We start from the raw sequence: 25,459 nt of genomic DNA on the forward strand, positions 1-25,459 counted from the left end.
CAGATGAATTGTAGTAACATTACTACAATTTTCCGACGAAGGTACCGCCATGACTATTACAACCCTCTCCAGCCGTGAGCTGAACCAGGATGTTTCGCGCGCAAAGAAGGCGGCCCAGAACGGCCCTGTTTTCATCACGGACCGAGGCAAGCCTGCGCACGTACTGTTGAGCATGGAGGAATACCAACGGCTCACACATCAACGCCGCAACATTGCCGATGCATTGGCCATGCCGGATGTAGCGGACATCGAGTTCGAACCGCAGCAAGTGACCATCGAGCCCCAGTCGGCTGGGTTTTGATGATGTACGTTCTCGACACGAATGTGGTGTCCGAGCTGCGAAAGGTTCGCGCCGGCAAGGCGGACCCGAATGTTGCGGCCTGGGCGCAAAGTGTGGATGCGGCGGATCTGTTCATATCCGCTATCACCATCATGGAGCTGGAGCTCGGCGTTTTGGCCATGGAACGCAAGGACGTAGCCCAAGGGGCGCTGTTGCGCTCCTGGCTGGAGCGGCATGTGCTGCCGGAATTTGCCGCACGGACACTGCCCGTCGATACGGCCGTGGCGCAGCGCAGCGCCCGGCTGCATGTCCCCGACAGGCGCAACGAGCGCGATGCACTGATTGCCGCCACAGCTCTGGTGCACGGCATGACCGTGGCCACCCGCAACGTGGCCGACTTTCGGCCTACCAGGGTGGCCATCCTGAACCCGTGGGAGCGCAGCATGATGGACTCGCCCGCACGAACGCAGTCGTAAACCATCCTGCTTCTGATGCGTCGATTTTTTAACCCAGATTGTTCATTAGGACGCGGGATGATGGCGAGGCGGCTGGCGAGGCAGTTTGGTCGCGGCTGAGGAGTGCATGGCCGGTGCCATGAACGACGAAGCCGCGGCCAAAATGACCGGCAGACGTCCGCCAGCGCCCACGTAGGTGCGCAGCGCCGCCTAATGGACAATCTGGGTTTAACGGCGTTCAGCGCCTGGACTTTTTCAACGGCCTGTCATTCCACCGGACGCGCTATCCAGTCGGTGATGATGTCCACGGCCTCCTGCTCCATGCCGATGAAGCCGTGCCAGTGGAAAGCTTCGCAGGGGTCGCCCGTCGGGTTTTCGCCGCCTTGCACCATGACGAGCTTTTTCACGCTCGCGTTTTTGAGCCCGCGCAGAATCGCTGGCACTTCGTAGGGGCGACACAGCGGGCAGGCATCTTTTTCGTGGTGCAGCACCAGCACGGGCACTTTGATCGCGGCCAGGTCTTGTTTGGGGACGGCGCCGGGTTTGTTGTAGCTGACGACGCTGGACGTCAGCACCAGACCTGCAACCTCTCCTTGCAGGTGAATCGCTGCCGCCGTCGCAGAAATGGTGCCGCGGCTGGTGCCCACGAGCCATACCGGGGCATCGGAGCGGGTTTTGATGAAGTCGAGCACTTTGCGCACATCGGCCATGTGCGCTTCGCTGGTGCGGTCGGTGTAATCGAGCTCGCGCAAGTCGCTGGGGCGCCCGAAGATCGCGACGTTGAAGCCCTTGGCGACGAACAATGGCGCCGAGCGCACGAGGAAGTTCCCGCTGGTGGCCCTGCCCTCCTCGACCTTGCCAAAGCCGCCGCCACCGCCCGGAAAGAGCAAAAGCGTGGCTTTGGCATTCGCGGCAGGTTCCCAGAACAAGGTGGTGACGACGCCCCCGCGTGTGGGCAGCTTGAACATGGTGCCGGCCTCTGCCGCCAAGGGCGCACCAAGCAGTCCAAGGCAAACGATGAACAGTCCCCAGGCCCAGCGCGTTCCATTGCGCAAAAAACAAAGTGCTTGCATGGTGAGTTCCGAGCAAAAACGTATCACGCCTTGGCCCCGCGCCCCGCGCGCCAGGTGCCGAAGATGGCGAGCAGCCCCGGCACCAGGATCAAGGCCCAGATGATCTTTTCGAGGTGCAGGCGCACCCAGGGCAGGTTGCCGAAGAAGTAGCCTGCCGTGCAGATACCCAACACCCACAAAAGCGCGCCGCCCACGTTGTACGCGCTGAATTTGCCGCGCCCCATGTGCGCCACGCCCGCGACGAAAGGCGCGAACGTGCGAATGAAGGGCATGAAGCGCGCGAGCACGATGGTGATGCCGCCGTAGCGCTCGTAAAACTCGTGCGCCTGCAGGAAGGCGCGGCGGTTGAACCAGCGCGAATCCTCCCACTGGAACACCTTGGGGCCGACGTAGCGCCCGATCGCATAGTTGCATTGGTCGCCGAGCACCGCGGCAAGCAGCAACACCGCGCAGGCCGGCGCAAAGCCCATGAGGCCCGCACCGCTCAGCGCGCCGACCATGAAGAGCAGCGAGTCGCCGGGCAAAAACGGCATGACGACCAGGCCCGTCTCGACGAACACTATCAAAAAGAGCAGCGCATAGACCCATAGGCCGTAGTTCTGCACGAACATCTCGAGGTATTTGTCCACGTGCAGGACGAAGTCGATCAGGAAGGTCACAAGCTCCATGGTGCTTTCGGCGAGAGGAAGGCGGGAACGGTATTATCCCCAGCCTCGAAATTCCCCTGATTCTTCCCCTGCCCAGCCCCGCCCGCGCCGCGGGCTGCTGCCTTGCCCCATGCCTGCTTCTGTGATCCGCCGCCCTATCCGTGAACTGCCCGACGAGCTCATCAGCCAGATTGCCGCGGGTGAGGTGGTGGAGCGCCCGGCCTCGGTGGTGCGCGAACTCGTGGACAACGCGCTCGACGCCGGCGCCACGCAAATCACGGTGCGCCTGCTCGCGGGCGGCGTGCGCCTGATCGCCGTGGAGGACGACGGCAGCGGCATCGCGCGCGACGAACTCGCGATTGCCCTGCGCCGCCACGCGACGAGCAAGATCGCGAGCCTGCATGAGCTCGAAACCGTGGCGACCATGGGTTTTCGTGGCGAGGCGCTCGCGGCCATCGCCTCGGTGTCGGAGCTGGCGCTGCTGTCGCGCCCACCCGAGCAGCCGAGCGCGTTTTTGCTCGACGCGCGCAGCGGCGAGCTGCGCCCGGCGGCGCGCGGCGTGGGCACGACGGTGGAAGTCAAGGAGCTGTTTTTCTCCACGCCTGCGCGGCGCAAGTTCCTCAAGTCCGACGCGACCGAGCTCGCCCACTGCATAGAGGCCGTGCGCCGCCATGCGCTCGCGCGGCCCGACGTGGGCTTTGCGATCTGGCACGAGGGCAAGCTCGTCGAGCAGTGGCGCGCCACCTGGACGCCGGGTGCGCCGCCCTCCCCCGACGCGCTCGAGCGGCGCCTGGCCGACGTGCTCGGCAGCGACTTCGTGACGCAGTCCGTGGCCGTGCACCACCAGGCGGGCCGCGTCACGGTGACGGGGCGCGCGGGCCTGCCCGACGCGGCGCGCGCGCGCGGCGATCAGCAATACGGCTACGTCAATGGCCGCTTCGTGCGCGACAAGGTGCTCACGCACGCGGCGCGCAGTGCTTATGAAGACGTGCTGCATGGGCAAAAGCAACCGATTTACGCGCTCTACGTCGAGATAGACCCGGCGCGCGTCGATGTCAACGTGCACCCGACGAAAATCGAGGTGCGCTTTCGCGACAGCCGCGAAGTGCACCAGGCCGTGCGCCACGCGATCGAAGATGCGCTCGCCGCGCCGCGCGCCGCCCTGCTCGCCAGGCAGGGCGCAAACCTCATGCCGAGCGCGCTGCAGCTGCGCCCATCGGGCGGCGGCGATTCAGAGCAAAATTGGCCACAAACCAAGGCATGGCAAGCGCAAGCAGCTATGCAATTTGAGGAAAGAGCGGGCCACCGCGTGCATGACCTCGCAGCGCTGTGGGGGCCGCCGCCCTCCTCTGCCCCGGCGCCGGCGCCGGCGCCGGCAAGGCCAGGCGTCGCGCCAGCGCAGGCCGCCGGTGCCTACGCGGGCGACGCCGCAGATGCCTTGGCACGGCCGCCCCTGGGCGTGCAAGAGCGTACCGCTTCGTTCGGCATGGCTTCCGCGCCACCACCGGCACAACCTGCCGCCGTCGCCCCTAGCGATCCCGCGCAGCATGCCGACGTGCCCATGCCGCTGGGCCAGGCCATCGCGCAGCTGCACGGCATCTACATCCTGGCCGAAAACGCGCAAGGCCTGGTGCTCGTCGACATGCACGCGGCGCACGAGCGCATCGTCTATGAACGCCTGAAGGCGCAGGCCACCCCGGGCGCGCGCATCGCGAGCCAGCCGCTGCTGATCCCGGCCACGTTCGCGGCCACGCCCGAGGAAGTCGCCACTGCGGAAGAAGCCTTCGAACTGCTCGCTACGCTGGGGCTCGAAGTGACGCCGTTTTCGCCCAAGACGCTCGCGGTGCGCGCGGTGCCCGCCGTGCTCGCGCAGGCCGAGCCCGTGGCGCTCGCGCGCAGCGTGCTCGCCGAGGTTGCGGCGCACGGCCAGAGCGGCGTGGTGCAGCGTGCCCACGACGAGCTGCTGGCCACCATGGCCTGCCACGGTGCCGTGCGTGCGAACCGGCGCCTCAGCATCCCCGAAATGAACGCACTGCTGCGCCAGATGGAAGTGACCGAGCGCTCCGACCAGTGCAACCACGGCCGCCCGACCTGGCGCCAGCTCACGCTGCGCGAGCTCGATGCGCTGTTTTTGCGCGGGCGTTGAGCCGAAAGACCCTGAACAGGTTCCCATGCACCTCCTGCTGATCGAAGACGACGCACCGCTCGCACACGCCCTGCTCGATTTTCTTGCGGGCCAGGGTTTCATCGGCCAATGCGCGCCCAGCCTGGCTCAGGCGCGCGCCCTGCTGCCGCTTGCGCACTGGGACGCGGTGCTGCTCGACTGGCAACTGCCCGACGGCGAAGGACTCACGCTGCTGCCGCTGCTGCGCCGCCAGCTGCCCGACAGCCCCGTGCTCATGCTCACGGCGCGCGACCAGATCACCGACCGCATCCGCGGCCTGGACGCCGGCGCCGACGACTACCTGGTCAAGCCCTTCGACCCGCAAGAGCTGCTCGCGCGCCTGCGCGCCGTGGAACGGCGCATCAGTGGTACGCACAGCGCGGTGCTGCGCATGCCGGGGCTGGAGATCGACCTGGGCCGCCACCAGGTGCTGCGCGACGGACAGCCGGTGGAGCTCACGGCCAAGGAATGGGCGCTGCTGCGCGTGCTCGCGCAGCGCCCAGAGCGCATCCACACGCGCGAAAGCCTGCAAGGCGCGCTCTACGGCCTGGACGGCGACGCGAGCAGCAACACGCTTGAAGTGTTCATCAGCAACCTGCGGCGCAAGATCGGGCGCGCGCGCATCCAGACGCTGCGCGGCCTGGGCTACCGGCTGCAATTGGGGGCGGCGCCCGATTGAAGATGGCATGGAGATCAAGAAAGCCCACCTGAACCAGGGGCGGCGCACGCGCAGCCTTTCATGGGCGCTCACACGCGCGCTGCTGCCCTGGACGGGGCTGCTGTGGCTTGCCACCAGCATCGCCGTGGGCTGGTATATGCAGCACGAGCTCGAGGCGCAGCTCGACGCCGGGCTCATGCAAAGCGGCGAGCGCCTGCTCGATTTGGCCTCGCACGACGCGCGCAACCACCGCCTGCCGAGCCAGCGCGACGGCACCTTGTTTCGTGAGGAAGTGCCGCACCTGCACCTCGGCAACGCCGGCCCGAGCGTCATGTTTTACCAGGTGGTGAACGAGCGCAACGAATTGCTGCTGCGCTCGTCCGACGCGCCGCACAGCGCCCTGCCAGTGCCGCTGCGCACGGGCTTTGCCACCGCCCAGGGCTTGCGCATCTACACCCTCGCGCACCCGGACATGCCCATGTTCATCCACGTGGCCGACACGCTCGAATACCGCCGCGCCGCACGCAACGAGACCTTGGCCGGACTGCTGCTGCCTTTGCTCGTGCTGCTGCCTGCCTACGCGCTGCTGATCCGCGCCATCACGCGCCGCACCCTGGCGCCGGCCGGGCGGCTCGCGCGCGAGCTGCAGCAGCGCGACGGGCGCCACCTCGCACCGCTGCCCGAGCAAGACTTGCCGAGTGAGCTGCAGACCATTGCACGCAGCGCCAACCATCTGTTGCAGCGCCTCGCGGACGCGCTCGACACCGAGCGCGCGCTGGCCGCGAACGCCGCGCACGAGCTGCGCACGCCGCTCGCCACCGTGCGCCTGCACTTGCAGACCGCACTCGACCAGCTGCCAGCAGGCAGCGCGCAGGCACCGCTACAGCAATCCCTTGCCGCGCTCGAGCGCCTGAGCCGCCGCTGCGAAAAACTGCTGCAGCTCTCGCGCGCCGAATCGGGCGCGGCGCTTGCGCAAGAGCGCGTCAACCTCGGCCAGCTCGCCGCCGTGGTCGCGCAGGAATTCTGGGCCGCCGACGCGCGCCTGCTGCAGCGCCTGCAGCTGGTGCTGCCAGAACACACCGACGTCTGGGTGCGCGGCGACTTCGACGCGCTCGCGATCGCGCTGCGCAACCTCGTCGAAAACGCCCAGCGCTACGCCCCCGCGGGTCCCATCGTGCTCGAGGTGTGCGCACCCGCGCGCTGCTGCGTGCGCGACCAGGGGCCGGGCATGGCGCCCGCGCAGATCGCCCAGTTGCTGCAGCGCCACCAGCGCGGCCAAGCGGCCTGCGGCACCGCATCGCCCGATGCGCATGGCGTGCGCGTGCCGGGCTACGGCCTGGGCCTCTCGATCGTGCAAACCATCGCCGAGCGCCAGGGCGGGCGGCTCGTGCTGGTGTCGCCGCCCGTTGGACAAACTTCCGGACTCGAGGCCGTGCTGAAACTGGCGCCAGCCCAGTGAGGTTCTGACACTTGGGGATCGGCCATGCTTTCTGCGCAGAAATGACCATGGCGCCGAGACCGCCTCGGCAACTCCGCCCAGAGCGCGCGGGCGCCTGACTGCAACGCGTTGCGGTGGGGCATGCCACGCGACAGGCCCCACCGCAACGACCCGGCATCCTTGCCGCAAAGGGATGCAATGGGTCGCTCACTTACCCGCTACTTTTGTCCCTGCCCCGAACGTGCAAGTGAGCTGTAGTAGGCCGCAATGTTCACGATGTCGCGATCGGACAGCGGTTTGGCCATGGGGTTCATCGTGGGGTTCTGCCGCGTCTGGCCATCCCGGTAGGCGCGCAGGGCATTTTCCAGATAACTGCGCTCCTGGCCTGCCAGATGCGGGGTGCCGGGGATTTTCGAGATGCCATCGGCGTTGTGGCATGCGAAGCATACGGCTGCACGTTTTTGTCCCGCACCCACGTCGGGCGCCTGATTGCCGGAAGGTTGGGCCTGTGCCCAGGCGGATGCCAGCCAGAGTGCGGCCAGCCCCAGACGGATCATTTTCTTCATGTTGAATCTCCTGAATCAGACAAAACTGTTGCGCACCCAGATCACGATGCCGTAGGTGAAAAACACGGCGATCCAGAGCCCCAGAATGAAGACGGCACCCGAACCCAGGCGGGCCACGGTGCGTTCGGCGGTGTAAAGTCCCTGCACGCGACCGGAGCGGTACAGCAGAGTGAGATAGAAGCCGCCCACCAATCCGCCCACGCCGATGAACGTGGAGAAGAACAGCAGGGTAGAAGGCCAATCGACATGTACCGTGTAGGTGGTGATGTCGTAGCCAAATGGCTTGAGGTGGGCGATGCGCACGATCTCGCGCCACAGAGCGAGCAAAGCGAGCACGCCCAGACCGCCCAGCACCGGCCAATAGCCATGGGCGGTGGTCTTCAGACGTTTCATCCACACGGCCATGATGGCCAGGCCCAGGACGAGCACCCAGCCCAGCGGATGCACCATCAGCCCGGATTTTCCCGGCTGCGTGAGCTGCCACACTACCATCAGCAGCGCGGCAAGGGCATATCCCCCTGCGGCCAGTCGTTGCCCCAAGCCTCTCGCAAAGGCCCGGTATTCGGACTCACGATCGGCACGCGCGGCAAAGTAGTGGTCGTAGGCGATCAGGAAAACGCCCACCGCTGGCACAGACAGGCTCATGATGAACACATAGCGCGGCCACTGGATGGCGTGCAGTGCCGAGCCGCTGCTGTCCACCACCCCGCCAGGTGCGTACCAGTTCATCCACTGCCCCGGCAGCAGCGCTTGGTATGACAGCGCGTGCATGATGAGCCCATCGAGGCAGAACAGAGCCAGAGCGATCCAGGCGTAGAAGCCCACGCGCTTTTTTGCTCCTTCATGGTTTGCGTAATAGAACGCGAACCAGCAGCAATAGGCGACGATGAGCGTGAAGATGAAGGCAATCGCCCAGCGCCCCGAAAGCACGTTCGAGACATACCACTGCGGGTCGTAAATGACCTGTGTGAACAGCAAAGGCGCCACCCCCAGCACGATCAGCAGCGAGACTCCGACTTTGGCGACCTTGGTCAGGGCCATCGACAGGCGTTCCCAGTAGGGCGAGCTGTCGCGCCGGTAGAACGCGTAGATGGCCATGCCCGCGGCGCCCAGCGTCAAGTGGACGAAGGCGATGTGCAATACCCAGGTGATGATCATCAAGCCTTGAAACAGCACCGGATGCGCGGGTACCCCTGCCGGGTCGCGCATGGTGTTCATGACGGTTCCGATGTCCATGGCGTCACTCCTTTTGCATAGCCACTTTGGCAGCCGCCTGTCGCCGCTCGGCAATCAGGCGATCCACGTTCTGACCGCTGTTGACCGTGGCCAGATAGTGTGCGATGGCGCGAACCTCCTCCGGCGGCAGGTCGATGCGCGGCATGTAGGGCTGCATGCCGAATTTGAGAGGGCCTTCGAGATAGGCCGCGATCAGGTCCTCGTCGGTTGCGCCGTGGAATTTGTCCGGGATGTTGCGCAGCGGTGCCCCGCGCTCCAGGGCATGGCAATTGGCGCAGGCCACCTGGGTCAGCAGCCTTCCGGCTTCGAGCCGATTGCTGTCGTCGATCACGCGCAGCCGCTCGGGCATGAAGGGATGCAGTTTGAGCAGCCCCTTCTCGGCAATCCTGTCCACCTCGCCCGCGATGCCTTTTCCAGGGACATCGCGCGCGATGACCTGATTGCCGTAGATATATTGCCCGGCCACGTAAGGCTTGCGCATGGATTCGCGCATGCGCTCTTCCGGCCAGACCCCCACCAGTGCAATGAAAACGAACAGCACCACGGCCAGGGAGGTGTAGATGTGCTGCGGCTGCCACCATGCGAAGAGCAGCCACAGGGTAGCGACCACGAACACCGCAACCATGCCCTGCGCATACGATGGCAGCAAGTAGGCGTTGAGCATCACGACCGCGTTGCTCGGCAGCGTCTGCAGGTAGTAGAGGAACATCATCACCGCAAACAGCCCTCCCACCAGCCCGATCGGGGTGAGGAAGCGCACGACGCTGCGTCGCAATTGCATGTCTTTGATGCGGCTGGCCACCATCAGGCCCACCACCGTGGCCATCACGAACATCGAACCCGTGCGCGTGCCCAGGTGCGCAAAGAAGTTGATGTTGTAGAAGGCATCGTTGGTCGATCCCGTCTGGTACCAGTTCTCATGCCCCGGCCACATCATGAAGGACAGGATGCCGACGATCAGCAACATCGTGGCCCATGAAGCAAGCGCGAAAGACCAGCTGAGCTTCAGGTGGGTTTTTGCGTCCACTTTGCCGATCAGATAGACCAGCGCATAGACGCCGATCACCTCCACGGTGAAGTACACCCATTCAGCCGCCCAGACCCAAACGAAGTTGTGGATCAGGCCGCTCACGCCGCGCGGGCTGGCCACAGTAATCGCATACCAGATGCCGGGCCCGGTGATGGAGCCGATGATGTACGAAAACACCAGCAGGAACATGCCGTACTTGCGCACGAAGTCCAGCAGTTGCGGCTTGTTCTCACGGTAGGCTTTGGTTTCCAGCAGCGCGAACAAAAATGACGCGCCGACCGACGTGTGGGAAGCAAGGACGTGAATCACGCCAATGATGCCCATGACCCAGGCCGTGCCAATGGCCGGGACATAGAACGTCGGATACATGCCGAGCATGTCCATACGTTTCTCCTTGAAGTAGGTGTCCGCTCAGGTGCGTGGCTGCTGTAAACAGCATGGCACGGGAGCGGACTTGGTTGGGGTGGAGGATGGAGGCGCAGAGGCTGCGGCTGCACCCTGGGTGTAACCCAAGGCCCAGCCCAGCCACAGTGCCGCAGTGATGCCAGCAAGCAGCAGGCCGCGCCGGGCGCCACGGGGGGAATACCAGTGCAGCATCAGACACCTCCTTGCGAAGCAAGGTGCATTGCCAGCCAGGCCAGCAACGCGAAGGTCGCGCCGATATTGATGTGCGTCATCAGACGCAGCACCGTGATGATGTGCATGCAATTTCTCCAGGACAGGTTGAACCATCCCGTACGCCCAGGATAGGAATGAAAGCAGGGCGCGGACGGGAACGGACGGGCGCCGTACGCAAAAGAGCGCGCCGGCACAAACGTTCGATCGATCTCAGGAGAAAGCAGGCGGAGCCCGCGGGTGGTGCGCGCTTCGGGTGAAGCGCTTGGGAAGTGTCGTGCCGCCGCCGCCCACGGGCAGGCGGTCGGACGCCGCCGCCACGACTGTTACGGCATGGGGCGTTGATGGCACGGCAGGGCAATGTGCCTGCAGCAGGCAATAGCCGCAATGGACATCCGCTGCCGCGGGAAGGTCCTGCTGCTTCTTGGACGCATCCAGGGGAGCGTTCTGGTCCACGGATATGCGCTGTATGCCGCTCGTGGTGCAGACTTCGACCCAGACCGAGGGCTGCGCAGCGGCGAGGGCTTTGGAGATGGTCGGTGCAAAGGCGCCAAAAACCAGCGCGCACAGCGCAAGCCATGCCAGTCGTCTGTGCAGCCAGCCGCCCGTGCGCATCGCTCAGCCGCCCATTCCGTTCAGTGCCACCACGGTACGCTCCTTGAGCGTCAGCAGCTTTTGCACCTTGCTGCCCAGGCGCATCAATTGGAGCAGTGATTCCGGTGAAAGACGCTGCAGTTCATCGAACCAGTTGTTGGCCAGTTCGGCCAACTCGTACATCTCCCGCATGCGCTCCAGCGCGTAATGTTCGGAGGTGCTCGCCGCTGGTTCCAGCAGGGCCTGGCGCAGCATGCTCAGCGTGGGCTCCACTTCACGCCGGCGGCGCTCTGCCGCCACCGCCTTGAAGATGTCCCACACGGAGCCCAAGGTGCCGTAATACTCACGCCGGTCACCAAGCTTACGTGTGCGCCTCACCAGCTGCCACGCTTCGAGCTCCTTCAGGCTGATGCTGACGTTGGAGCGGGAAATGCCCAGCGTATCGCCGATGTCGTCCGCATGGAGCGGATTCTCCGAGACGAGCAGCAGGGCATATATCTGTCCCACCGTCCGGTTGATGCCCCAACGGCTGCCCATCTCACCGAAATGTGCAATGAAGGACTCGATAAGAGGGGACACCGTCAGAGGGGACACCGTTGAATGTTCGCAAGTTTCAGGAAAGACTGAATTCTAAGCAATCACCGTTTCTGCTCAAGCATTGGGCGCTGTATTTTTTGCATTGTGCTCGGCTGCCAGGCGACGCCGCGGATTCGTGGGTTCATCTTGCCTTCAGCTTGAGCCCTTATCTTCACGCGTTATGCGCCACTGTGGCGCGAGCCATAACGACAGGGGTTTTCCACATGCCAACGCATTTGCCCACACGCTGGGCGCGGCGCGTATTTTTTGCCGCATCGCTAGGCGCGGCTGCGGCCTGCGGCGTACAAGCCGCGCAGCCGCAGCAAACGCCACAGACGCCAGCGAATCCCGCAGCAACCAAAGCAACGGCCTCGGCCGCAAGCAAGCCTGCTTCCTCCGCTGCCGCAGCAAGTTCCGCAGCAAATGCCGCAAGCCCTGGCCTGGCTCCGATCGCCTGGAGCGCTGCGCAGGCGCAGGCCGCGGGCGTGCGCACGCAGGTGGTGGCCCCTGTTGCAGCGGGCGCGGCCGCGGGTATGGTGCTGCAAGGCACGGTGGAGCTGCCGCCGCAGGCCGTCGAAGTGCTCAGCGCGCCTTTGGCCGGGGTGGTACAGCGCGTGTACGTCGGCGCGGGGCAGCAGGTCAAGGCCGGCGCAGCGGTGGCGCAGCTGCTGAGCCCCGAGCTCGTCGCCTGGCAGCGCGATCTGCTACAGGCCAAAGAGCAGGAGCGGCTTGCTGCGAGCCGGTTGGCGCGCGATGAAAAGCTGCATGCCGAGGGCATCATCGCGGGCTTTCGGCTCGAAGACAGCCGCGCCCAGCATCGGCTCGCGCAGCTCAACGTACAGGAACGCCAGCAGGCGCTGCGCCTGGCCGGGGCGGCGTCCACGGGCGCTCAGCTGCAGCCCGCGCTCGCGGTGCGCGCCACGGCGGCAGGCACGGTGCTCGAGGTGCAGGCCGCGCCCGGCCAGCGGCTCGAGGCCGGCATGCCCGTGGCCAAGCTCGCGCGCAGCGGGCAGTGGGCGATCCGCCTGCAGGCCACGCCGGCGCAGGCGCAAAGCCTGCAAGTGGGCGACTTGCTGCGCGTGCCGGGTTGCAAGGCGCCCGCGCGCCTCGCGGCCATCGTGCCGCAGGTGGATGCAGGCAACCAGATGGTGCAGCTGCGCGCCGACTTCGACGCCAAGGAGGACTGCCTGCGCGCAAACCAGTTCGTGCAGGCCACGGTGCTCCCAGGCGCTACGCCTTCAGGAGCTTCTCACGCAGTATCCACGGGCGCTTTGCTCGCATTACCTGCAGAAGCTGTGGTGCGCGACCAGGGCCGCGCCTACGTGTTCGTCAAAACCCCCAAGGGCTTCGTGCCCACGCCGATCGAGGTGGCCAGCGAAAGCGGCGCCCAGGTGCTCGTGCGGGCGGGCCTGCGCAGCGGCGCCGAGGTGGCCGTGCGCGGCCTCGCCGCGCTCAAGGGCGCGTGGCTGGGCATGGGCGCTGAGGAGTGACGATGCTGTCCCGCCTGATTGCCTTTTCGCTCGCGCAGCGGCTGCTCGTGGCGGTGCTCACGCTGGGGCTGCTGGCCGCAGGCGTGCTGGCGCTGCGCGACCTGCCGATCGACGCCTTTCCTGACGTCTCGACCACGCAGGTCAAGATCATCCTCAAGGCACCGGGCATGACGCCCGCCGAGGTCGAAACGCGCATCGTCGCGCCCATAGAGCAGGAGCTGCTGGGCATTCCGCACCAGGTGATGCTGCGCTCGCAAAGCAAGTATGCGATCGCCGACATCACGCTCGACTTTGCCGACGGCACCGACATCTACTGGGCGCGCCAGCAGGTCAGCGAGCGGCTCGCGGGTGTGATGGGCGACTTGCCTGCAGGCACTACGGGCGGGCTCGCGCCCATCACCACGCCGCTGGGAGAAGCCTTCATGTTCACCATCGAAGGGCCGGCGAGTCTGGCCGAAAAGCGCCGCGTGCTCGACTACGTGGTGCGCCCGCGCCTGCGCGATCTGCCCGGCGTGGCCGACGTGAACACGCTGGGCGGGCTGGTGCAGACCTTCGAGGTGGTGCCCGACGTGGCGGCGCTGGCCGCGCGCGGCGTGTCGCTGCAGCAGCTGCAGGACGCGCTCGCGGCCAACAACCGCAACGATGGCGCCGGACGCCTCTCGAGCGGCGAAGAGTCGCTGCTGGTGCGCAGCGACGGCAGCATCCGCGCGCTCGACGACGTGCGCGCCATCGCGATCACGCAGCGCGGCGGCAACGCCGTGCGCGTGGGCGACGTGGCCACGGTGCAGCTGGGCGCGCTCACGCGCTACGGCACGGTGACCGAAAACGGCCGCGGCGAAGCCGTCGAGGGGCTGGTGCTGAGCCTGCGCGGCGCCAACGCCAAGCAGCTCGTGCAGGACGTGAAAGACCGCCTGCAGGAGATCCAGGCCAGCCTGCCCAAAGACATGACTCTCAGCCCGTTTTACGACCGCGGCGACCTCGTAGGCCGCGCCGTGGGCACGGTGACCAAGGCGCTGCAGGAGGCCATCGTGCTCGTGCTGGTGCTGCTGTTGCTGTTTCTGGGCAACCTGCGCGCGGCGCTGGTGGTGGCCCTGATCCTGCCGCTGTCGGCGCTGGCCACCTTCGTGCTCATGCAGCAATGGGGCCTGTCGGCCAACCTGATGTCGCTGGGCGGCCTCGCGATCGCGATCGGCATGCTGGTCGATGCCGCCGTGGTGGTGGTGGAAAACATCGAGGCGCGCCAGGGCGAGCGCAGCGTGTCGCGCCTGCACATGCTCTACCGCGCCACGCAGGAGGTGGCCACGCCGGTGGCCGCGGGCGTGCTGATCATCATGATCGTGTTCCTGCCGCTCTTGACCCTGCAGGGGCTGGAGGGCAAGCTGTTCGGCCCGGTGGCGCTGACCATCGTGTTTGCGCTCGGCGCTTCGCTGCTGCTCTCGCTCACCGTGATCCCGGTGCTGGCCTCGGTGGCGCTCCCGCAGGGCGCGCACCACGGCAGCCCCTGGCTGGTGCGCAAGCTCGAAGCCGCGTACCAACCGCTGCTGCACTGGGCGCTGGGCCATGCGCGCGTGGTCATCGTCGCGGCGCTGCTCGCGCTCGCGGGCGCGGCGGCGCTGTTTCCGTTCATTGGCAAGTCGTTCATGCCCACGCTGGACGAGGGCGACATCATCATGCAGGTGGAAAAGCTGCCCTCGATCAACCTTGCGCAGTCCGCCGCCACCGACATGGCGCTACAGCGGCGCATCCTCGAAGCCGTGCCCGAGGTGCAGCGCATCGTCGCGCGCGTGGGCTCGGACGAGCTCGGGCTGGACCCTATGGGGCTCAATGAAACCGATACCTTTTTGGTGCTCAAGCCGCGCGAAACCTGGCGCTTTCAGACCAAGGAGGAGCTCGTGGACGCGATCCGCAAGGCCGCCGGGGCGATTCCGGGCGTGAACCTGAGCTTCACGCAGCCGATCGAAATGCGCACCTCGGAAATGCTCTCGGGCGTGCGCGGCGATCTGGCCATCAAAATTTTCGGCCCCAACGCCGACGAACTCTCGCGCCTTGCGGCGCAGATCGTGCAGGCAGTGCAGGCCCTGCCCGGCAGCGAAGATGTGCTCACGGCGCAAAACGGCGGCGTGCAGTATTACCGCATCGCCATCGACCGCGTGGCCGTGGGCAGGCTCGGGCTCACCGTGGATGAGGTGCAAAACGACCTGCGCGCGCTGGTCGAGGGCCAGCGCGTGGGCGTGGTGATGCAGGACATCCGCCGCGTGCCGCTGGTGGTGCGCGGCAGCGAGGAACTGCGCCTGTCGCCCGCCCAATTCGCGCAGCTGCGCCTGCCGCTGGCCGACCGGCGCACGGTGGCGCTGAGCCAGATCGCGCAGCTCGAGGTGATCGACGGCCCCGTGAAGATAGAGCGCGAAAAATCCATGCGCATGTCCGTGGTGCGCGCGAACGTGCGTGGGCGCGACCTCGTGGGTTTCGTCGAAGAAGCCAAGGCCGCCGTGGCGCAAAAAGTGCCGCTGCCCGCGGGCTACAGCCTGGCCTGGGGCGGCCAGTTCGAAAACCAGCAGCGCGCCGCCGCGCGCCTTTCGATGGTGGTGCCGGTGGCGCTGGCGCTGATCGTGGGCGTGCTGTTTGCCACGCTGGGCAGCCTGCCGCAGGCAATTTTGGTGTTCGTGAACATTCCGCTCGCGCTCATCGGCGGCGTGGTGTCGCTGGCCATTTCGGGCGAATACCTGTCGGTGCCGGCCTCGGTGGGCTTCATCGCGCTCATGGGCATCGCGGTGCTCAATGGCCTGGTGCTGGTCACGCACTTCAACCAGCTCGCAGCGCGCGGCCTGCCCATCGAAGACGTGGTGCGCCAGGGCGCATTGCGCCGCCTGCGCCCCGTGCTCATGACGGCCAGCATCACCGCGCTGGGCCTGATCCCGCTGCTGCTGGCGACCGGGCCGGGCAGCGAAGTCCAGCGCCCGCTCGCAGTGGTGGTGATAGGCGGGCTGGTCAGCTCCACGGCGCTCACGCTCGTGGTGCTGCCGATTTTGTACCGGCGCTTTTTCGACCCGGCCGCGCACCGCGCCAAGCCGGCCACGACCCAGGAGGCTGCATGAGCCGCAAGCAAACCACCGTGGCGCCCGACTGCCTGCTGACGCTGGCGCTGCCGCAGGCGCTGGAAGAAGAACTGCTCGACGCGCTGCTGGCCCTGCCCGAACAGGTGCCGGGGTTCACCGTGCTGCAGGCGCAAGGCGTGGGCGCGCAGGTCGCCCTGCCCTCTTCCATGGAGCAGGTCACGGGCCGCGCGCGGCGCGTGCTGGTGCAGGTGGCACTGCGGCAAGACCACGTGCCCGCCTTGCTGCAAGCCCTGAAAAAACACCTGCCGAGCCCGCAAATCACTTACTGGATCGTGCCCCTGCTGGCTTTTGGACGTTTGGGAGACATTGCGTGAGATTCCGCCTGAAGTTTTGCATTTCCGCAGTCCTGCGCCCTTGCATGAACTTGCGCGCGCTGTGTCTGGCGCTGGCGGCAGCGGGCGTTTGGACGGCCACCGCGGCGCAAACCCCGCCGCCCGTGCTGCCGCCCGAAGCCAGCGTGCGCGCAGTGCTCGCGAGCCTGCCGCAGGTGCGCGCCGCCGCGGCCGGCATGGACCTCGCGCAGGCGCGCAAGCAGCGCCTTGCCGCCGGCCCCCACGATTGGGTGGCCAAAACGGCTTACGACCGCCGCGTAGCCCCGCAGGGCAAGCGCTTTAACGAAGAAGAAATCGGCGTCGAAACCGGGCTACGCTGGCCCGGCAAGCTGCGCACCGACGAGCAAATCGGCGAGGCCGAGCTGCAAATCGGCCAGTTTGCCTACGCCGACGCCTGGCACGAGGCCGCGCGCACGCTGCTGCGCGACTGGTTCGATGCGCTGCGCGAACTGCACAGCGCCAAGGTGCTGCAAGCGCAGGCCGAGCTCGCGCAGGCGCAGCTTTCCGCCATCGAGCGCCGCGTGCAGGCTGGCGAAGCCGCCAAGCTCGACACCCTGGCCGCGCAGGCCGAAGCCGCGCGCATCCAGGCGCAGGCCGTGCGCACGCGCGCCCAGGCGCAGCTGCTGCAGCAAGCCTTGCAGCGCCAATACCCGGACCTGCCGCTGCCCAGCGACGCCGGCCTTGAAGAGGCTGCTCTGGATGGCGCCGACATTGCGGTGCCCGACTGGGCGCAAAAAATCCTCGCCGACAACCACGAGCTCGAACTCGCGCAGGCGCGCGCCGCGCAAGCGCGCCTGCAGGCCCGCCGCGCCGAGCAGGAGCGCACGGGCGACCCCACGGTGGGCGTGCGCGCGCGGCGCGAGCGCAGCGGCGAAGAGCGCATCTGGGGCGCCTATCTTTCGATCCCGCTGGGCAGCGCAGGCCGCCGCGCCGACGCGCAGGCCGCTGCCGCGCAGGCCGAAATGGCGCAGCAGGAGTACGAGCGCACGCGCCAGCGCGTCACCACCGACGCATGGCGCGCCGCGAGCGAGGCCCAGCAAACGCGCACCACCTGGCAGCAATTGCGGCGTGCCTGGCAGCAGATCGCGCAAAGCGCGCAACTGCAGGCGCGCGCCTACGAGCTCGGCGAAAGCCCGCTCGCCGACCTGCTGCTGGCGCGGCGCAATGCGCTCGAAGCGCAGCTCGCGGCCGACGCCGCTGCGCTCGACGCCATGCAGGCGCAGGCACGCCTGCTGCTCGATGCGCACCATCTCTGGGCGCTGCACGAAGAAGGTGCGCATTGATGCAATGAATCGGTGCAAACGCACCAAAATAAGGCATTCCCTCATGTTTTTTCGACATAATGGGCGGCTTTTCTCATTTTTCCGTCACAAACCTCTCTGGAGAAAACCCGCCCATGCCATACGAATCCGTCGGCAGCTTCCTGGCCCACGTGGCGCAGCGCAACCCCGGCCAACCCGAATTCCTGCAAGCCGTCACCGAGGTCATGGAAAGCCTGTGGCCGTTCATCAGCACGCACCCGCGTTATGCCGAGCACGGCTTGCTCGAACGTCTGGTCGAGCCCGAACGCGTGGTGATGTTCCGCGTCTCCTGGGTCGATGACCATGGGCGTGTGCAGGTGCAGCGTGGCTACCGCATCCAGCACAGCATGGCGATCGGCCCCTACAAGGGCGGCTTGCGCTTTCACCCCTCGGTCAATCTGTCGGTGCTGAAGTTTCTGGCCTTCGAGCAGACTTTCAAAAATGCCCTCACCACCTTGCCCATGGGCGGCGGCAAAGGCGGCTCCGACTTCGACCCCAAGGGCAAGAGCCCCGGCGAGGTGATGCGCTTTTGCCAGGCTTTCGTGACCGAGCTGTTCCGCCACGTGGGCTCGGACACCGACGTGCCTGCGGGCGATATCGGCGTGGGCGGGCGCGAAGTGGGCTTCATGGCCGGCATGTACAAAAAGCTCAGCAACCGCGCGGACTGCGTGTTCACCGGCAAGGGCTTGTCGTTTGGCGGCTCGCTGATCCGCCCCGAGGCCACGGGCTACGGCACGGTGTATTTCGCCAACGAAATGCTCAAGCGCAAGGGCCGCACCTTCGAGGGGCTGCGCGTGTCGGTGTCCGGCTCGGGCAACGTCGCGCAGTACGCGGTCGAAAAGGCCATGCAGCTCGGCGCCAAGGTGGTCACGGTGTCCGATTCGAGCGGCACGGTGATCGACGAAGAGGGCTTCACGCCCGAAAAGCTCGCGATCCTGATGGACGTGAAAAACCACCACTACGGCCGTGTGAGCGACTACGCGCAGCGCACGGGCACACATTTCGAGCCCGGCGTGCGCCCCTGGCATGTGCCCGTGCATGTCGCCCTTCCCTGCGCGACGCAAAACGAGCTCGACGAAAAGGACGCAGCAACGCTGATCCGCAATGGCGTGCTCTGTGTCGCCGAAGGCGCCAACATGCCTTCGACGATCGAAGCGGCCAAGGCTTTCGAGGCCGCCGGCGTGCTCTATGCGCCCGGCAAGGCCAGCAACGCGGGCGGCGTGGCCACTTCGGGGCTCGAGATGAGCCAAAACGCCACACGCCTGTCCTGGCCGCGCGAGGAAGTCGATGCGCGCCTGTTGCAGATCATGCAAGGCATCCACGAGGCTTGCCTGCAATACGGCCAGCGCCCTGACGGCAGCGTGAGCTACCTCGACGGCGCGAACATCGCAGGCTTCGTCAAGGTGGCCGACGCCATGCTCGCGCAAGGCGTGCTGTAAGGCGTGCTGTAAGGCGTGCGGCGCGCGTCAGCGCAGGCTGCGCGCGGCGTCTGTCTGCTACGCTAGGCGCATGCCAGCATCCCCTTCAACCGCCTTGCACCCAGGCCTTGCGATCGTCCTGCTGGCGCTGCTGCTGAGCATCCAGCCCGTCACCACTGACTTGTACCTGCCTGCGCTGCCCGCGCTCACGCGCGACCTTGCGGCGCCCGTGGCGGCGGCGCAGCTGAGCCTGAGCGGCTTGCTGCTGGCCTTCGGCGGCACGCAACTGCTGTGGGGGCCGCTGTCGGACCGCTACGGGCGCCGCCCCATCTTGCTCGCGGGTTTGGCGGCGTACTGCGCGGCTTCCGTGGCATGTGTGGCGGCGCCCTCGATGGCATGGCTGATTGCGTGGCGCGTCGTGCAGGGCGCGGCCATGGGCGCCGTCGTGATGACGGGGCGCGCCATCGTGCGCGACCTGTACCTGCCGCTGGCGGGCGCGCGCGCCATGTCCAAGGCGCTCACCGGGCTGGGCGTGGTCGCGTGCCTGAGCCCGCTGCTCGGTGCTTTGCTGACGGAATGGCTGGGTTGGCGCGCGGCGCTTGCGGCGCTTGGCGTCTATGCGCTGATGACGCTCGGCCTGATTGCCCGCTATTTGCCCGAAACGCTGCTGCAGCGCAACCCGCGCGCGCTGCAGCCGGCCGTGCTCGTGCGCACCTGGGCCCAGGTGTTGCGCCACCCCACGTTCTGGGCGTTCTCGCTGCTGACCACGGCGAGCTATGGCGGGCTTTTCACCTTTTTGGCGGCTTCTTCGTTCGTGTTCATCGACGTGCTGGGGCTCACGCGCACGCAATATGGCGCGGCGCTGCTGTCCAACGCCTTCGCTTATCTGCTGGGCACCTTGTTGTGCCGGCGCCTGCTGCTGCGCGTAGGCTTGCGGCGCACGGTGGCCATCGGCGGCCTGCTGAGCCTTTGCGGTGGTGGCCTGGTCGCCATCGTGGCCTTGCTGGGATGGCACCAGGCCTGGGCCTTGCTCGCGCCGTTTTACCTATTCATGCTGGGGCACGGCATCCACCAGCCTTGCGGGCAGACGGGCGCGGTCGGGCCTTTTCCGCAGGCTGCCGGCGTGGCATCGGCCTGCAACGGCTGCATCACCATGCTGGTCGCGTTTGGCATCGGCCGTTGGGTGGGCGCGCACCTCGACGGCAGCGTGTGGCCGCTCGTGCAAGGGATTGGGGTAAGTGCCGTGGCGCTGGCAGTCATCGCCTGGACGCTGGTGCCGCGGTTTGGCGAGCCCCAAGCGGCATGACGACTGCTTCCTCCAACCCCCTGCCCGTGCTCGCGATCGCCGGGCCCACGGCCTCGGGCAAGACTGCGGCGGCGCTGGCCTTGGCGCAAACGCTTGCGCCGCACATGCCGGTGGAGATCATCAGCGTGGACTCGGCGCTGGTCTATCGCGGCATGGACATAGGCACCGCCAAGCCGACGCTGGCCGAGCGCGCTGAGGTGCCGCACCACCTGATAGACATCCGCGAGCCAAGCCAAACCTACAGCGCCGCCGAGTTCGTGCACGATGCCCGCAGGCTGATCGCCGAAATTCGCGCGCGCGCCGCCCTGCCCCTGCTCGTGGGCGGCACCATGCTGTATTTCAAGGCTTTGTTCGAGGGCCTGGATGCCCTGCCCCCGGCCGACGCCAGCGTGCGCGCTGCCATCGACGCACGTGCCACCGCGCTCGGCTGGCCCGCGTTGCATGCCGAACTCGCGCGCATAGACCCGGCCACGGCCGCGCGCCTGAGCCCCAACGACAGCCAGCGCATCCAACGCGCGCTCGAGGTGTGGCAATTGACGGGCCAGCCGCTTTCGACCCTGCAAACTCACAAAAAAAGAGCTGCCAGCGCAGATCCAGCAAGCGCTACAGCCCTTTTTTCTTTAGAACCACAAAACCGCGCCTGGCTGCACGAGCGCATCGCGCAGCGTTTCGATGCGATGCTCGCAGCGGGTTTTCTCGACGAAGTGCGCGCCTTGCGTGCGCGCGGCGACCTGCACGCCGACCTGCCTTCGATGCGCAGCGTGGGGTACCGTCAGGCTTGGGAGGCGCTCGACGCCGAGGCAATGAGCGGTAACCCCCTCGACTTAGCGCACTTGCGCGAGCGTGGCATCGTTGCCACGCGCCAACTCGCCAAACGTCAGATCACCTGGCTGCGCGCCATGCCCGAGCGCCACACCATTGCTTGCGACCAGACGAAGGCCATAGACCACTTGGTGCAGGCAGTGATGCAGCGGCTGCGTTTTTGAAAACTAGACTTACGCAAACAAGGATGCAGCAAAGCGTTGCGCCATGGGGCGAGCGCCTTGCCTGACCCCGATTTGCGTAAGTCGTGGAAAAATCAAAAAGCAGCGGCCTTTTTAGCTTTTATTCGATTTTCAGACGCTGCGCTGCGCTCGATTGCTTCTTGGGCAGGGTGAGCGTCAGAACGCCGTTTTCGTATTTGGCCTTGGCCTGTGCCGAATCGATTTCGGTGGGCAATTGGAAGCTGCGCTCGATGGCGCCATAGTAGCGCTCGGAACGCAAAACCTTTTCGCCTTCTTTCTTTTCTTCTTTTTGCTGCTTCTCTGCACGCAAACTCACGACATTACCGTCGATAGACACCTGGATTTCGTCTTTGGAAACCCCAGGAATTTCTGCATGCACGGTGTATGCAGCATCGTCCTCTTTGACGTCGATTTTGATTTTGGAAGGATCTGGCAATAGATCGCCAGACAGAGGACGTACATAAAAAGCCGGCGCCAAATCTTTGAAAAAGTCGTCGAAAATGCTGCGTGGGACGAGAGAACTCATGATGAAACTCCTTTGGTTCTGTGAAACATAGGCAAAAACACGCCGACCATCGGCATCTGCCTCACCGGTCATGCATGTCAAAAACACACGCATGCAACCGATGAAGATGCAAATCAAATGGCAGCGATGAACGCCATTTCAAGAACCAATTGCTTCATCCAAAAGCATCGACTTGACTTATATCAAACAATGGCTGATGCCCAGTCGCAGGGCATGTGGCGCTTGTGTAGTGTTTGATGCTTGATGCGACAAATAAAACCGATGGATTTTTGGTCTGGGCAAGGCGCAATCCGCAGCGATACCGGGTGGTATCGCGAGGATTTGCGACGCGGCCCAGGCCGAAAAGACGCGGTTTTATGTCGCAGATAGCGTCGAACACTACACTAGGCTATTTTTGGATCGCTGCGCGTCGGCGGCTCATCCAGGCGACGAACTCTCCCATGATGCCGCGGCGGAACGCAAGCACGCACACGACGAAGATCAGGCCCGTGATGATGGAGACGGACTCTCCCAGGGTCTGAAACCACTCCACGCCCGTCAGCCTCGCGAGGAAATAACCGAGTTCGCCGATCTTGTTTTCGACCAGCACCACCACGGTGGAGCCCGCGAGCGGCCCTGCCAGTGTGCCAAGCCCGCCGACCAGGGTCATCAGCACCACATGGCCTGAAGCCGACCAGTGCACGTCGCTGAGCGTGGCAAAGCCGAGCACCAAGGTCTTGAGCGAGCCGGCCAGCCCTGCCAACGCCGCAGAGAGCACGAACGCCAGCAGCTTGAAACGGTTGGTGTCGTAGCCCAGCGAGATCGCACGCGGCTCGTTTTCCTTGATGGCCTTGAGCACCTGGCCAAACGGTGAATGGATGGTGCGCACGATCAGCAGGAAAGCCGCCACGACCACGACAAGAGCGACGTAATACATCAGCAGATCGTTCTTGAGGTCGAGCAGCCCAAAGAGTTTGCCGCGCGGCACGCCCTGCAGGCCGTCTTCGCCGCCCGTAAAGGGCGCCTGCAAACACACGAAAAACAGCATTTGCGCCAGCGCCAGCGTGATCATGGTCGAGTAAATGCCCTGGCGACGTATAGCCAGGTAGCCCATGATGAGCCCCAGCAAGGCGCCGCTGGCCGTGCCCAGCAGCAGGCCGACTTCGGGCGTGAGGCCCCAGACCTTGATCGCGTGGCCGGCAACGTAGGCCGCGCCGCCAAAAAACGCTGCATGCCCGAAAGACAGCATGCCGGTGTAGCCCAGCAGCAGGTTGAACGCCGACGCAAACAGTGCAAAGCACAGCAGCGTCATCATGAATACGGGATAGGCGCCCAGCAGCGGTGCGAGCAGCAAGCCCACGAGCAGCAGGCTGTAGCCGAGGATGGAAATGCGGTGGAAAGTCATGCCGTCAGCCCCTCATTTTTCTTTGCCGAACAGGCCCGCGGGGCGGATCAGGAGGACGATGACCATGATGACGAAAACCACGGTGGAAGATGCTTCGGGGTAGAACACTTTGGTGAAACCTTCGATCACCCCGAGGCCCAGCCCCGTGATGATGGAGCCAAGGATGGAGCCCATGCCGCCGATCACCACCACCGCGAACACGACGATGATGAGGTTTTGTCCCATGAGCGGTGTGACCTGGTACACGGGCGCAGCGAGCACGCCGGCAAACGCGGCGAGCGCGGCACCGAAGGCGTAGGTCAGCGTGATCATGACCGGCACGTTGACGCCGAAGGCTTCCACGAGCCGCGGATTCTCGGTGCCGGCACGCAGGTAGGCGCCCAGGCGCGTTTTTTCGATCACGAACCAGGTGACAAGACACACGGTCAGCGAGGCCAGCACCACCCAGACGCGGTAATTGGGCAGCATCATGAAGCCGACGTCGGTGGCCCCTTGCAGCAATTCCGGCGCGTCGTAACCCAGGCCCGACACTCCGTAGATGGAGCGGAAAAAACCTTCGACCAGCAGCGTCAGCCCGAGCGTGAGCAACATGCCGTAGAGGTGGTCGAGCTTGTAGATCCAGCGCAGCAGCAGGCGCTCGATGAGCACGCCAAAAACCCCCACGAGCAAGGGCGCAACCAGCAGCATCACCCAGTAGTTGACGCCGAAATAGGTCGCTGCCATCCAGGTGAACAGCGCGCCCATCATGAACAAGGCGCCGTGCGCGAAGTTGATGACATTGAGCAGACCAAAGATCACCGCCAGCCCCAGGCTGAGGATGGCGTAAAAAGAGCCGTTGACCAGTCCCAACAAGAGCTGGCTCAACAGGCCGGGCAAAGAGACGCCGAAGATTTGCATGGATTCGCTGCAAAAAGGTGTGGAGGGGGCGCGCCGGCCAATCGGTTTATGCCGGCGCGCCGCGGCGACGCGGGGTCACTTCCAGAGCGCGCACTTGCTCTCGGCCTTGGTGGTGAACACCTGTTCGCCCGGCAGCTTTTTGATGAGCTTGTAGTAGTCCCAGGTGCCTTTGGATTCGGCGGGCGACTTGACCTGCATCAGGTACATGTCGTGCACGTAGCGACCGTCGGCTCGCAGGTAGCCCGAGCCGAAAAAGTCGTTCATCTTCATGTTGCGCCACGCTGCCATGACCTTGTCAGCGTCTATGCTCTTGGCGGCTTCCACAGCCTTGAGATAGTTCATCGTGGCCGAGTAGTCCGCAGCCTGGATTTCGGTCGGGCGGCGGTTGGTTTTCTGCATGAAGCGGTCGGCAAACTTGCGCGTCTCGTTGTTCATGTCCCAGTACCAGCTCGTGGTGAACTGCAGGCCTTCGGTGTTGCGCAGGCCCAGGCTGTGGATGTCGCTGAAGAAAATCAGCAGGCCGGCGAGCTTCATCGTCTTGGTGATACCGAACTCCTTGGCGGCCTTGATCGAGTTGATCGTGTCACCCCCGGCATTGGCCAGGCCCAGCACCTGCGCCTTGGAGTTCTGCGCCTGCAGCAGGAACGAGGAAAAGTCCGACGCATTCAACGGATGGCGCACCGAGCCTAGCACGGTGCCGCCTTTGGCCTTGACGATGGCGCTGGTGTCGGCCTCGAGCGCGTGGCCGAACGCGTAATCGGCCGTCAGGAAGAACCAGGTCTTGCCACCGTTTTCGACGATGGTGCCGCCCGTGCCTTTGGCCAGCGCCACGGTATCGTAGGCGTAGTGCACGGTGTAGGGGCTGCACTGTTCATTCGTCAGGGCCGAGGTGCCGGCGCCGTTATTGATGAACACGCGCTTTTTCTCTTGTGCGACCTTGGCCATGGCGAGTGCGGCGCCCGAATTGGTGCCACCGAACACCATGGTCAGCCCCTGCGTGTCTATCCATTCGCGCGCCTTCGCGGCGGCGATGTCGGCCTTGTTTTGGTGATCGACGGTGAGCAGTTCGATCGGCATGCCGAGCACCTTGCCGCCAAAATCGTCGATCGCCATCTGGATCGCGACCGCACCATTCTTGCCCTCGACGTCGGCGTAAAGGCTGGACATGTCGGAGATGTAGCCGATTTTGACCTTGTCTTGCGCCACGGCGGCGCTGCTGCCGACAGCGGCCAGCAGGCATGCAAGGGCAATGCGGTGGTAAGTAAACGTTCGAAACCATCATGGATTCCTTGATTGGCGCAATAATTTCGTACCATGACCGTCCATGCCCCCGCTCGCTCATCCTCCAGCCGC

Annotated in this window: 23 protein-coding genes; 12 read left to right on the forward strand and 11 right to left on the reverse strand. The window is 65.4% G+C overall.

What is annotated here, in order from left to right; all coding sequences use genetic code 11:
- Nucleotides 1-49 precede the first annotated feature (49 nt).
- Both DFR45_RS10815 and DFR45_RS10820 read left to right on the forward strand, forming a co-directional pair.
- Nucleotides 50-301, forward strand: a complete 252-nt coding sequence (locus tag DFR45_RS10815; RefSeq protein ID WP_114483753.1) for a type II toxin-antitoxin system Phd/YefM family antitoxin — start codon at nt 50-52, stop codon at nt 299-301.
- Complete coding sequence (locus DFR45_RS10820; RefSeq protein WP_174564690.1) at nt 301-756, forward strand: type II toxin-antitoxin system VapC family toxin; 456 nt, start codon at nt 301-303, stop codon at nt 754-756. The genes DFR45_RS10815 and DFR45_RS10820 overlap by 1 nt, the downstream gene beginning before the upstream one ends.
- A gap of 245 nt (nt 757-1,001) precedes the next feature.
- Here DFR45_RS10820 and DFR45_RS10825 read toward each other — a convergent pair whose 3' ends face one another.
- Together DFR45_RS10825 and DFR45_RS10830 are read right to left on the reverse strand one after the other, a co-directional pair.
- The gene (locus DFR45_RS10825; RefSeq protein WP_241659415.1) at nt 1,002-1,808 is read right to left on the reverse strand and encodes an alpha/beta hydrolase; all 807 of its coding nucleotides are present in this window, start codon (nt 1,806-1,808) and stop codon (nt 1,002-1,004) included.
- Nucleotides 1,809-1,831: 23 nt separating this feature from the next.
- The gene (locus DFR45_RS10830) at nt 1,832-2,476 is read right to left on the reverse strand and encodes a DedA family protein (RefSeq protein ID WP_114483754.1); all 645 of its coding nucleotides are present in this window, start codon (nt 2,474-2,476) and stop codon (nt 1,832-1,834) included.
- Nucleotides 2,477-2,585: 109 nt separating this feature from the next.
- Between DFR45_RS10830 and mutL the strand changes: the two genes are divergently transcribed.
- Genes mutL through DFR45_RS10845 form a run of 3 tightly spaced genes read left to right on the forward strand, consistent with a single transcriptional unit; the run spans nt 2,586 to nt 6,736 of the window.
- Nucleotides 2,586-4,601 carry a DNA mismatch repair endonuclease MutL gene (mutL, locus tag DFR45_RS10835; protein ID WP_114483755.1) on the forward strand — a complete coding sequence of 672 codons (2,016 nt, stop codon included), beginning with the start codon at nt 2,586-2,588 and terminating at the stop codon, nt 4,599-4,601.
- 25 nt (nt 4,602-4,626) lie between these two features.
- Nucleotides 4,627-5,298, forward strand: coding sequence for a response regulator (locus DFR45_RS10840; RefSeq protein ID WP_114483756.1), 672 nt, complete (start codon nt 4,627-4,629; stop codon nt 5,296-5,298).
- A gap of 7 nt (nt 5,299-5,305) precedes the next feature.
- Nucleotides 5,306-6,736 carry a sensor histidine kinase gene (locus DFR45_RS10845; RefSeq protein WP_114483757.1) on the forward strand — a complete coding sequence of 477 codons (1,431 nt, stop codon included), beginning with the start codon at nt 5,306-5,308 and terminating at the stop codon, nt 6,734-6,736.
- A gap of 197 nt (nt 6,737-6,933) precedes the next feature.
- Here the strand turns inward: DFR45_RS10845 and DFR45_RS10850 are convergent, their stop codons facing one another.
- The 5 genes from DFR45_RS10850 to DFR45_RS10870 form a co-directional block, all read right to left on the reverse strand.
- Nucleotides 6,934-7,281: a c-type cytochrome gene (locus DFR45_RS10850; protein WP_114483758.1), complete on the reverse strand. Its 348-nt coding sequence runs from the start codon at nt 7,279-7,281 to the stop codon at nt 6,934-6,936.
- Between the two features lie 15 nt (nt 7,282-7,296).
- Nucleotides 7,297-8,517: a hypothetical protein gene (locus DFR45_RS10855; protein ID WP_114483759.1), complete on the reverse strand. Its 1,221-nt coding sequence runs from the start codon at nt 8,515-8,517 to the stop codon at nt 7,297-7,299.
- A 4-nt stretch (nt 8,518-8,521) separates the two neighbouring features.
- A complete protein-coding gene (locus DFR45_RS10860) occupies nt 8,522-9,931 on the reverse strand; it encodes a c-type cytochrome (protein WP_114483760.1) in 1,410 nt (469 codons plus the stop codon).
- 444 nt (nt 9,932-10,375) lie between these two features.
- A complete protein-coding gene (locus DFR45_RS10865; RefSeq protein WP_114483761.1) occupies nt 10,376-10,777 on the reverse strand; it encodes a DUF2946 domain-containing protein in 402 nt (133 codons plus the stop codon).
- A gap of 3 nt (nt 10,778-10,780) precedes the next feature.
- The gene (locus DFR45_RS10870) at nt 10,781-11,293 is read right to left on the reverse strand and encodes a GbsR/MarR family transcriptional regulator (RefSeq protein WP_114483762.1); all 513 of its coding nucleotides are present in this window, start codon (nt 11,291-11,293) and stop codon (nt 10,781-10,783) included.
- 263 nt (nt 11,294-11,556) lie between these two features.
- Here DFR45_RS10870 and DFR45_RS10875 point away from each other — a divergent pair, with 263 nt between their 5' ends.
- From DFR45_RS10875 to miaA, 7 genes are all read left to right on the forward strand, one after another.
- Nucleotides 11,557-12,822, forward strand: coding sequence for an efflux RND transporter periplasmic adaptor subunit (locus tag DFR45_RS10875; protein WP_114483763.1), 1,266 nt, complete (start codon nt 11,557-11,559; stop codon nt 12,820-12,822).
- Between the two features lie 2 nt (nt 12,823-12,824).
- Complete coding sequence (locus DFR45_RS10880; RefSeq protein WP_114483764.1) at nt 12,825-15,917, forward strand: efflux RND transporter permease subunit; 3,093 nt, start codon at nt 12,825-12,827, stop codon at nt 15,915-15,917.
- Nucleotides 15,914-16,252: a DUF3240 family protein gene (locus DFR45_RS10885; protein WP_114483765.1), complete on the forward strand. Its 339-nt coding sequence runs from the start codon at nt 15,914-15,916 to the stop codon at nt 16,250-16,252. The genes DFR45_RS10880 and DFR45_RS10885 overlap by 4 nt, the downstream gene beginning before the upstream one ends.
- 44 nt (nt 16,253-16,296) lie before the next feature.
- Nucleotides 16,297-17,553, forward strand: a complete 1,257-nt coding sequence (locus DFR45_RS10890) for a TolC family protein (RefSeq protein ID WP_114483766.1) — start codon at nt 16,297-16,299, stop codon at nt 17,551-17,553.
- Nucleotides 17,554-17,666: 113 nt separating this feature from the next.
- Nucleotides 17,667-19,010, forward strand: coding sequence for an NADP-specific glutamate dehydrogenase (gdhA, locus tag DFR45_RS10895; RefSeq protein WP_114483767.1), 1,344 nt, complete (start codon nt 17,667-17,669; stop codon nt 19,008-19,010).
- Nucleotides 19,011-19,080: 70 nt separating this feature from the next.
- Nucleotides 19,081-20,295: a multidrug effflux MFS transporter gene (locus DFR45_RS10900; RefSeq protein WP_114483768.1), complete on the forward strand. Its 1,215-nt coding sequence runs from the start codon at nt 19,081-19,083 to the stop codon at nt 20,293-20,295.
- Nucleotides 20,292-21,281 carry a tRNA (adenosine(37)-N6)-dimethylallyltransferase MiaA gene (gene miaA, locus DFR45_RS10905; protein WP_114483769.1) on the forward strand — a complete coding sequence of 330 codons (990 nt, stop codon included), beginning with the start codon at nt 20,292-20,294 and terminating at the stop codon, nt 21,279-21,281. Before DFR45_RS10900 ends, miaA begins: the two co-directional genes overlap by 4 nt.
- A 118-nt stretch (nt 21,282-21,399) precedes the next feature.
- On the opposite strand, the gene DFR45_RS10910 is transcribed toward miaA, so the two are convergent.
- The 4 genes from DFR45_RS10910 to DFR45_RS10925 form a co-directional block, all read right to left on the reverse strand.
- Nucleotides 21,400-21,825, reverse strand: a complete 426-nt coding sequence (locus tag DFR45_RS10910; RefSeq protein ID WP_114483770.1) for an Hsp20/alpha crystallin family protein — start codon at nt 21,823-21,825, stop codon at nt 21,400-21,402.
- Nucleotides 21,826-22,213: 388 nt separating this feature from the next.
- Nucleotides 22,214-23,209, reverse strand: a complete 996-nt coding sequence (locus DFR45_RS10915; protein WP_114483771.1) for a branched-chain amino acid ABC transporter permease — start codon at nt 23,207-23,209, stop codon at nt 22,214-22,216.
- Nucleotides 23,210-23,221: 12 nt separating this feature from the next.
- On the reverse strand, nt 23,222-24,106 hold the full coding sequence (locus DFR45_RS10920; RefSeq protein ID WP_114483772.1) for a branched-chain amino acid ABC transporter permease: 885 nt from the start codon (nt 24,104-24,106) through the stop codon (nt 23,222-23,224).
- A 75-nt stretch (nt 24,107-24,181) separates the two neighbouring features.
- Nucleotides 24,182-25,357 carry an ABC transporter substrate-binding protein gene (locus DFR45_RS10925; protein WP_114483773.1) on the reverse strand — a complete coding sequence of 392 codons (1,176 nt, stop codon included), beginning with the start codon at nt 25,355-25,357 and terminating at the stop codon, nt 24,182-24,184.
- Nucleotides 25,358-25,459: the final 102 nt, after the last annotated feature.

The sequence above is a fragment of the Extensimonas vulgaris genome (assembly GCF_003337425.1).
GTDB classification, from domain to species: Bacteria; Pseudomonadota; Gammaproteobacteria; order Burkholderiales; family Burkholderiaceae_C; genus Extensimonas; species Extensimonas vulgaris.